Origin of the sequence: Stenotrophomonas sp. 2694 (assembly GCF_040548715.1) — a bacterium.
GTDB lineage: Bacteria > Pseudomonadota > Gammaproteobacteria > Xanthomonadales > Xanthomonadaceae > Stenotrophomonas > Stenotrophomonas indicatrix.
Genome location: NZ_JBEPSG010000027.1, coordinates 39660 through 48865, shown reverse-complemented (window position 1 = coordinate 48865; position 9206 = coordinate 39660). Strand labels below are relative to the sequence as shown.

Genomic DNA, 9206 nt, shown 5'->3' with positions numbered 1-9206 from the left:
GCGGGGTGGGTCCGGTTGCGGGGGTGTCCGCGGCATGGATGCCGCGGCCAAGCCTCCAGGGATGGATTCACGGCGTCCCCCGCAACCGGACCCACCCCGCCATCCCACGAAATGCACGCTTTTGCCGTTGCCGTTGCCGTTGCTCTGGCCTCTGCAGGTGCAGGGCGCAGCCCTGCCGAAGAACACCCCTCAGTGCGCAGCAGGCCTGGACGGCGGCAGCCAGGCCGCGACGATGCCCAGCAACGGCAGGAACGCGGTCAGCTGGTAGACGAATTCGATGCTGGTCTTGTCAGCCAGCAGACCGAGCACCGCTGCGCCGAGGCCGCCCATGCCGAAGGCAAAGCCAAAGAACAACCCGGACACCATGCCAATGCGGTGCGGCATCATTTCCTGCGCATAGACCACGATCGCGGAGAAGGCCGAAGACAGCACGAAGCCGATCAGCACCGCCAGCACCGTCGTCCACAGCAGGTCGGCATGCGGCAGCATCAGCGCGAACGGTGCCACGCCCAGGATCGAGGCCCAGATGATCGGCTTGCGACCGATACGATCGCCCAACGGCCCGCCGAAGAATCCACCCGCGGCGGACGCCACCAGGAAGGCGAACAGATGCAGCTGCGCCTGCGCCACCGGAATGCCGAAATGATGCATCAGGTAGAAGGTGAAGTAGCTACCGATGCTGGCCATGTAGAAGTACTTGCTGAAGATCAGCACCAGCAGGATGGCCAGCACCCGGGCGATCGTGCGCGGCGGATGGCGCGCGGCAGTCACACCATGCGCTGCTGGCCGGGGCGCGCCCAGATGCAGCGAGTACCAGCGACCGACATAGGTCAGCAGGGCAATGCCGATCAACGCTGCACCGGCAAACCACGATGCGGAATGCTGGCCATAGGGCACGATCACCGCTGCGGCGATCAGCGGCCCCAGCGCCGTGCCGAAGTTGCCTCCCACCTGGAATACCGACTGCGCCAGGCCATGACGGCCGCCGGAGGCGAGGCGGGCGATGCGCGAGGCTTCCGGATGGAAGATGGCCGAACCGATACCGACCAGCGCGGCGGCCAGCAGCACCATCGCGTAGTTGGGCGCAAAGCCGAGCAGCAGCATGCCGCACAAGGTCGAGGCCATGCCGATCGGCAGCGAGTACGGGGCCGGCCGCCGGTCGGTGGCAAGGCCGACCAGCGGCTGGAAGATCGAGGCGGTGAGCTGGTAGGTCAGCGTGATCAGGCCGATCTGGGTGAAGCTGAGATTGAAGCCGCCCTTGATCACCGGATAGATGGCCAGGATCAGCGACTGCATCATGTCGTTGACCATGTGCGAGCTGGAGATTGCCGCCAGCACTCCGGGCGATACGGGGCGGGCGGATACGGCGGGAGAAGCCAGAGTCGACATTGCGCACGGTCAGGATGGGGGCGAGCCGTGCATGCTACGGTGGGCATCCGCTCCCTTCTGCCGCGTTCTGGTCATGGCCTATCGCAAAAAGGACACCCCCTGCCCCATCCGCGAAACCGCGCCGTGGAACGAGGTGCCGGTGCATCGCCCGGTCACCTGCCGCGCACGCGACTACCGCGCCGGCACCCACATCGCGGCGCACAAGCACCGGCGGCACCAGCTGGTCTATTCCATGTCCGGGCTGATGGTGGTGCGCTCGGAGGTCGGCCGCTGGGTGGTGCCCTCTACCCGCGCCATCTGGATGCCGGCGGGCATGGCGCATGCGGTGGACTGCATCGCCGAGGTGCACATGCGCAGCCTGTACATCGAACCGTCATTCGCCCCGCAGCTCCCCGCCGAGCCCTTCGCCGTGCAGGTGCCCCCCCTGCTGCGCGAACTGCTGCAGGCAGCCATCCTGATCGACGGGCCGCATGAAGAAGACAGCCGCGATGGCCGCGTGGTGCGGCTGATGCTCGACGAACTGCGCCGCATGGACGTACTGCCGTTGCACCTGCCCGAGCCCGTCGACCCGCGCCTGCACAGGATCTGCCAGCACATCCAGAAACATCCCGGCGACGAGGCGACCCTGCAGGACTGGGCGCAGGCGTTGGCGATCGACGTGAAAACGATCCAGCGCCACTTCGCCAGCGAACTGGGCATGACCTTCGGCCAGTGGCGGCAGCAGGCGCGCCTGCTGGCCGCGATGGAACGGCTGGCCCGCGGCGAGAAGGTGATCGATGTTGCGCTGGCGATGGGCTACGACAGCCCCAGTGCATTCACCAGCATGTTCAAGCGCCAGCTGGGGCAGACGCCGGCGGCATTCTTCCGTTGATCCGTTGCACCGCGTTCACACATGGCGCGGATCTGCTGCGCCGGAAACGAAAACGCCGGGCATGGCCCGGCGCTGTCGTTCAACATTTCCCTCAAGGGATCAGGACGTCATCCGATCCCAGAAGCCCTTGACGCCGTCGATGAAGGTCGCCGACTTCGGCGAATGCTTGCGCGCATCCTCGCCGTTGAAGGTGGCTTCGAACTGCTCCAACAGCTTGCGCTGGTCGCTGGTGAGGTTGACCGGGGTCTCCACCACCACGCGGCAGTACAGGTCACCCTCGCTGCGGCTGCGCACCGAACGCACGCCCTTGCCGCGCAGGCGGAACAGCTTGCCGGTCTGGGTCTCGGCCGGGATACGGATTTCCGCTTCACCACCGAGGGTGGCCACGCGCACGGTATCGCCCAGTGCGGCCTGCGAAATGCGGATCGGCACTTCGCAGTGCAGGTCGTCGCCGTCGCGCTGGAAGATGTGGTGCTCGCGCACGCGCACTTCCACGTACAGATCGCCCGGTGGCGTCCCCGCAGGGCCGGCCTCGCCCTCACCCGCCAGGCGGATGCGGTCGCCGGTATCCACGCCCGCCGGCACCTTCACCGACAGCACCTTGTCTTCTTCGACACGGCCGTTGCCGTGGCAGGTCTTGCAGGGCTTGGCGATGATCTGGCCACGGCCACCACAGTTGTGGCAGGCCTGCTGCATGGCGAAGATGCCGCGCTGGATGCGCACCTGGCCACGACCATGGCAGACGTTGCAGGTCTCGACCTTGCCGTCTTCCGAGCCGCTGCCATCGCAGTCGCCGCATTCGGCCAGGGTCGGAATCTCGATGCGGCGCTCGACGCCACGCACCGCTTCTTCCAGGTCCAGCTCCATCACGTAACCGATGTCGGCGCCGCGACGCGCCTGGCGCGGGCCACCACCGCCGGCACCACCAAAGATGTTGCCGAAGATGTCGCCGAAAATATCGTTCATGTCCGGGCCGCCCGGACCACCGCCACCACCGCCCATGCCGTGTTCGAACGCGGCATGACCATGGCTGTCGTACATGCGGCGCTTGTTGCCGTCGGACAGGACTTCGTAGGCTTCCTTGCACTCCTTGAAGGAGGCTTCGGCCGCCGCATCACCCGGGTTGCGGTCCGGGTGGAACTTCATCGCGCAACGGCGGTAGGACTTCTTCAGTTCTTCGTCGGTGGCGGTGCGGGCAACGCCCAGCACTTCGTAGTAATCGCGCTTGCTCATATCGTGGATCGCATTCCGGAAAGTCGGGATTCGTCAAAGCGGAAGAGCGGAACCAGGTCCGCTCTTGCGTCGGGCGCCCCGACACGCCAGAGGGCGGTCAGGACCCTGGTACGACAACGGGACGCTGGAAACCAGCGTCCCGTGTCGGTCCGGATCAGGACTTCTTGTCGTCCTTGACTTCGGTGAACTCGGCGTCCACCACGTCATCCTGCGCCTTGCCCGCATTGCCGGCGTCGGCACCCGGGGCGGCACCGCCCTGGTCGGCCGAAGCCGCAGCGAACAGCGACTGGCCAGCTTCTTCCAGCACCTTCGACTTGGCTTCGATCTGCGCCTTGTCGTCACCCTTCATCGCGGTTTCCAGATCGGCCAGGGCCGCTTCCACCTTGCCGATCACTTCGCCACCAACCTTGCTGCCGTGCTCGGTGATCGCGCTGCGGGTGCCGTGGATCAGGGCATCGGCCTGGTTGCGGGCCTGCACCAGCTCCTGGAACTTCTTGTCTTCTTCGCGGTTGGCTTCCGCGTCGGCGACCATGCGTGCGATCTCTTCCTCGGACAGACCCGAACCAGCCTTGATCTCGACCTTCTGTTCCTTGTTGGTCTTCTTGTCCTTGGCCGACACGTGCAGGATGCCGTTGGCGTCGATGTCGAAGGACACTTCCACCTGCGGCAGGCCGCGCGGGGCCGGCTCGATGCCGGACAGGTCGAACTTGGCCAGCGACTTGTTGAAGCGGGCCTGTTCGCGCTCACCCTGCAGCACGTGCACGGTCACGGCCGACTGGTTGTCCTCGGCGGTGGAGAACACCTGCGAGGCCTTGGTCGGGATGGTGGTGTTCTTTTCGATGATCTTGGTGAACACACCGCCCATGGTTTCGATGCCCAGCGACAGCGGGGTCACGTCCAGCAGCAGCACATCCTTGACGTCGCCGCCAAGCACGCCGCCCTGGATCGCAGCACCCAGTGCCACGGCTTCGTCCGGGTTGACGTCCTTGCGCGGTTCCTTGCCGAAGAACTCGGTGACAGCCTGCTGCACCTTCGGCATGCGGGTCTGGCCGCCGACCAGGATCACTTCGCTGATGTCGCTCGAACGCAGGCCGGCGTCATTCAACGCAACGCGGCACGGCTCGATCGACTTCCTGATCAGCTCTTCCACCAGCGATTCCAGCTTGGCGCGGGTCAGCTTGATGTTCAGGTGCTTCGGACCCGACGCGTCAGCGGTGACGTACGGCAGGTTCACTTCGGTCTGCTGGGCGCTGGACAGCTCGATCTTGGCGCGCTCGGCAGCATCCTTCAGGCGCTGCAGGGCCAGCGGATCCTTGCGCAGGTCGATGCCCTGGTCCTTGTTGAACTCTTCAACCAGGTACTCGATGACGCGGTTGTCGAAGTCTTCGCCACCCAGGAAGGTGTCGCCGTTGGTGGCAAGCACTTCGAACTGCTTCTCGCCGTCGACATTGGCGATCTCGATCACCGAGACGTCGAAGGTGCCGCCGCCCAGGTCGTACACAACGATCTTGCGATCCTTGTTGTCGCCCTTGTCCAGGCCATAGGCCAGCGCGGCCGCGGTCGGCTCGTTGATGATGCGCTTGACGTCCAGGCCGGCGATGCGGCCAGCGTCCTTGGTTGCCTGGCGCTGGCTGTCGTTGAAGTAGGCCGGCACGGTGATGACCGCTTCGGTGACCTTCTCACCGAGGAAGTCCTCGGCGGTCTTCTTCATCTTCTCCAGCACCTTGGCCGAGATTTCCTGCGGTGCCATCTTCTTGGCATCGCTGGTGGCCACCCAGGCATCACCATTGTCATGGGCCAGGATGCTGTACGGGACGTGCGCGATGTCCTTCTGCACTTCGGCGTCGGTGAACTTGCGGCCGATCAGGCGCTTCACTGCGTAGAAGGTGTTCTTCGGGTTGGTCACGGCCTGGCGCTTGGCCGAGGCACCGACCAGGACTTCGCCGTCCTTGGTGTAGGCGACGATCGACGGGGTGGTGCGATCGCCTTCCGAATTTTCGATGACGCGGGCCTTGCCGCCGTCCATGATCGCCACGCACGAGTTGGTGGTGCCGAGGTCGATACCAATGATCTTGCCCATGGGGGAGACTCCTTGAAGGATGTTGTTTTTGTCAGTCCGGCCGTTCGGCCGGTGGATGAATGGGATGTGGGGGAGGCTCGTGGAACATTCAAGCCATCCCCCGAACGCTGTGTTTCCGTTCGCCCAACACGTTCAGCGTCGGTCGTGCCGATGCCCCGGTCGCGGCGGGAAAACCCGCGCCAGGCCAGGCCCGGCGCCCGCGGTCAATCGGCGGCAACCACCACCAGCGCCGGCCGCAGCAGGCGCTCGTTGAGCAGGTAGCCCTTCTGGAACACGGTCACCACGCTGCCCGGGGCGGCGCCGGGGGCAGCGACCTGGCTGATCGCCTGGTGGTGTTCCGGGTTGAACGGCTGCCCGGTCGGGTCCAGCAGCACCAGGCCGTTGTCACCAGCGACCTTCAGCAGCTGCTTGTAGGTCAGCTCCAGGCCCTCGCGAAGCGGATGGGCATCGTCGCCGGCGGCCTTGAGGCCGGCATCGAGGCTGTCGAATACCGGCAGCAGTTCGCCCAGCAGCTTCTCGTTGGCGAACTTGCGCGCCTGTTCGATGTCGCGGGCCACGCGCTTGCGCTGGTTGTCGAGGTCGGCGCGCTCACGCAGCGCTTCGGCCTTGACCTGCTCCACTTCGGCACGGAGCTGTTCGATCTGTTCGTTGACGCCCTCGGCGGCAGCTGCGTCGGCGGCGGCCTGCTGGGCGGCGATGTCTGGCTGATCTTGATTCATGTCTGGGTCCCTGGCGGTCACTCTCCGCCTCCACCCACCCTAGTGTGGGCGGGATGCTGCGTTTCAAGCGTCCGATGCACCCGGAGTTCGCCCGCCCGGCGAAAAGGCCGCGCCGAGCACATCGGCGGTGGCCTGGACCAGCGGAATCATGCGGTCGTAAGCCATCCGCTTCGGCCCGATCACGCCCAGCACGCCCAGTACCTGGCCGTTGGCGGTGTACGGCGCGGTGACCAGCGAGACGCCCTGCAGGGGTACCACGCCGGTTTCCTCGCCGATGAAGATGCGCACGCCGGGGGCCTGGATGGTCCGCTCCAGCAGCTGCAGGATCTCGCGCTTGCTGGAAAACAGCTCGAACAGCTCGCGCAGGCGCTCCAGGTCGGACAGGTCCTGCACCCCCATCAGACGCGTCTGGCCGGCCACCAGCATGTCGTCGGCCGGCGGCTGCAAGGCCTGCTCGGCCAGCTCGACGCTGTGCGCCAGCACCTGTTCCAGCTCGGAACGGGCGTCGCGCAGCTCCAGCAGCAGGCGGGTACGGATCTCGGCCAGGGGCAGCCCGGCAAAGTGGGCATTGAGGTAGTTTGCCACCTGCTCCAGCTGCCCCGGTGCGAAGTCCTGGCGGGTCTCGATCACCCGGTTCTGCACTTCATTGTCGGCAAACACCAGGATCGCCAGCACCCGGCGCCCGTCCAGCGCCACGAAATCGATCTGGCGGAAGGCGAACTGCTCGCGGCGCGGCGCGCTGACCACGCCAACGAAGTGGCTCATCGCCGACAGCAGCTCCGACGCACTGCCGAGCAGCGCCTGGGTACTGCCGCCTCCGGCCAGCTCCTGACGCAGTCGGGCCAGCTCCCCTTCGCCCGGCGGCTGCATCTGCAACAGGCTGTCGACGAACACCCGGTAGCCATGCGCGGTCGGAATCCGGCCCGCCGACGTATGCGGCGAGGCCAGCAGGCCCAGGTCTTCCAGGTCACCGAGGATGTTGCGGATGGTGGCCGGACTGACCTCCAGGCCGGCCACGCGCGCCAGCGTCTGCGAACCCACGGGCTCGCCATCCTGGATGTAGCGCGCGATCAGCGTGCGCAGCAGGTGCCGCGCGCGCGGGGCAAGTTGGTCGGGAGAACCGTGCATGGAATCAACCTGTGAGACAGGGACATTAGATAATGGCGACGCATCCCCTTGGCAAGTCATTGGACGACCCCGCCGCGCGTGCTAGCGTTGCGCGGCTGCAGACACCCCCTTACCCATGCTCAGACATCTTTCAATCAAGGATTTCGCCGTCGTCCGCGCCACCGAACTGGAGTTCGGGCCGGGCATGACCGTGGTTTCAGGCGAGACCGGCGCGGGCAAATCGCTGATGGTCGACGCCCTGGGCTTCCTGTCCGGCCTGCGCGCCGACAGCGGCGTGGTCCGCCATGGCGCGGCCCGGGCCGAACTGTCGGCCGAATTCGCGCTGGACCAGCTGCAGGCCGCCCGCCAGTGGCTGGCCAGCAATGAGCTGGACGATGAAGACCAATGCCAGCTGCGCCGCGTGATCCGCGCCGACGGCGGCTCGCGCTCGTGGATCAACGGTCGCCCGGTCACCCTGGCGCAGCTGGCCGACCTCGCCGGCCTGCTGGTGGAGATCCATGGCCAGCATGAGCAGCAGGCCCTGCTGACGCGTCCGTCGCAGCTGGCCCTGCTGGACGCCTATGCCCGCAACGAAAGCGAACGCCGCCAGGTGCGCCGCGCTGCCGCCACCTGGCAGGCGCTGGTCGATGAATCCCTGGCACTGTCGCAACAGGGCGACGTGAGTGACCGCATCGGCTTCCTCGAACATCAGCTGCGCGAACTGGACCGTGAGGATCTGGAGCCGGAGTCGATCACCGCGCTCGGCGCCAGCCATCGCCGTCAGGCGCATGCCAGCGCCCTGTTGGCCGCCTGCCAGGCAGCTTCGGACCAGCTCAACGGCGACGAAGGCCACTCGGCGCTGGATCAGCTGCAGCAGGTGCGGCATGAACTGGCCAGGGTGGCCGAACATGACCCGCGGCTGGGCGACGTCGATGCCCTGATCGACAGCGCCTCCATCCAGCTGCACGAGGCGCTGGCCCTGCTCGACCGGGTGCATGACGACCTGGACGCCGATCCGGACCAGTTCGAGGAGAACGAGCGCCGCCTCGGCCGCCTGCACGACCTGGCCCGCAAGCACCGCGTGCCGATGGATGAGCTGGGTGCGCAGCGTGAGCGCATGCACGCCGAAGTGGAACAGCTGCGCGGCGCCGACGAGCGCCTGCAGCGTCTGGCCGGCGAAATTGAAAAGGCCGCAGCGGCCTGGCGTGTCGAGGCTGCAGCACTGACCACCAGCCGTCGCACCGCTGCTGCCGAGCTGTCGGCCACCACCACCGGCATCATCGCCGAGCTGGGCATGGGCGGCGGCCAGTTCCTGATCGAGCTGGAGCCGCAGGACAACGGCAAGCCGGACCCGCAGGGCGCCGAGCGCGTCGAGTTCCTGGTGGCTGCCAATGCCGGCCAGCCACCGCGTGCGCTGCGCAAGGTCGCTTCCGGTGGCGAGCTGTCACGTATTTCGCTGGCCATCGAAGTGGCCGCGCTCGACCTGGATGCAGTGCCGACCATGGTGTTCGACGAAGTCGACTCCGGCATCGGTGGCGCGGTGGCCGATATCGTCGGCCAGAAGCTGCGCGCCCTCGGCGAAAAGCGCCAGGTGCTGTGCGTGACCCATCTGCCGCAGGTCGCCTCCAAGGGCCACGCCCATTACCGGGTCAGCAAGGCACCGGTGGAAGGCATGACCCAGAGCGCGGTGGAGAAGCTCGACGCAAAGGCCCGCGAGGAAGAGCTGGCGCGCATGCTGGGTGGCGTGGAAGTGAGCAAGGAAGCCCGCGCCGCCGCGCGCAAGCTGCTGCAGGTGTAGGCCCCTGCA

Annotated in this window: 7 protein-coding genes; 2 read left to right on the top strand and 5 right to left on the bottom strand. The window is 66.6% G+C overall.

Going from position 1 to position 9206, the window contains the following annotated elements; genetic code table 11:
- Positions 1-189: 189 nt before the first annotated feature.
- Positions 190-1389 carry an MFS transporter gene (locus ABIA73_RS19985; RefSeq protein WP_093819922.1) on the bottom strand — a complete coding sequence of 400 codons (1200 nt, stop codon included), beginning with the start codon at positions 1387-1389 and terminating at the stop codon, positions 190-192.
- Between the two features lie 73 nt (positions 1390-1462).
- Between ABIA73_RS19985 and ABIA73_RS19980 the strand changes: the two genes are divergently transcribed.
- Positions 1463-2260: an AraC family transcriptional regulator gene (locus ABIA73_RS19980; RefSeq protein WP_354276201.1), complete on the top strand. Its 798-nt coding sequence runs from the start codon at positions 1463-1465 to the stop codon at positions 2258-2260.
- 99 nt (positions 2261-2359) lie between these two features.
- Here ABIA73_RS19980 and dnaJ read toward each other — a convergent pair whose 3' ends face one another.
- The 4 genes from dnaJ to hrcA all read right to left on the bottom strand — a co-directional run bounded on the left by dnaJ (position 2360) and on the right by hrcA (position 7420).
- Entirely contained in the window at positions 2360-3493 is a 1134-nt protein-coding gene (dnaJ, locus tag ABIA73_RS19975) for a molecular chaperone DnaJ (protein WP_025878872.1), read from the bottom strand.
- Between the two features lie 154 nt (positions 3494-3647).
- Positions 3648-5573, bottom strand: coding sequence for a molecular chaperone DnaK (dnaK, locus tag ABIA73_RS19970; protein ID WP_025878871.1), 1926 nt, complete (start codon positions 5571-5573; stop codon positions 3648-3650).
- A gap of 203 nt (positions 5574-5776) precedes the next feature.
- Positions 5777-6292, bottom strand: a complete 516-nt coding sequence (gene grpE, locus ABIA73_RS19965; protein WP_025878870.1) for a nucleotide exchange factor GrpE — start codon at positions 6290-6292, stop codon at positions 5777-5779.
- Between the two features lie 63 nt (positions 6293-6355).
- The gene (hrcA, locus tag ABIA73_RS19960) at positions 6356-7420 is read right to left on the bottom strand and encodes a heat-inducible transcriptional repressor HrcA (protein ID WP_025878869.1); all 1065 of its coding nucleotides are present in this window, start codon (positions 7418-7420) and stop codon (positions 6356-6358) included.
- A gap of 115 nt (positions 7421-7535) precedes the next feature.
- Here hrcA and recN point away from each other — a divergent pair, with 115 nt between their 5' ends.
- Positions 7536-9197 (top strand): DNA repair protein RecN, encoded by a 1662-nt coding sequence (gene recN, locus ABIA73_RS19955; RefSeq protein WP_059063844.1) that lies wholly within the window; start codon positions 7536-7538, stop codon positions 9195-9197.
- Positions 9198-9206: the final 9 nt, after the last annotated feature.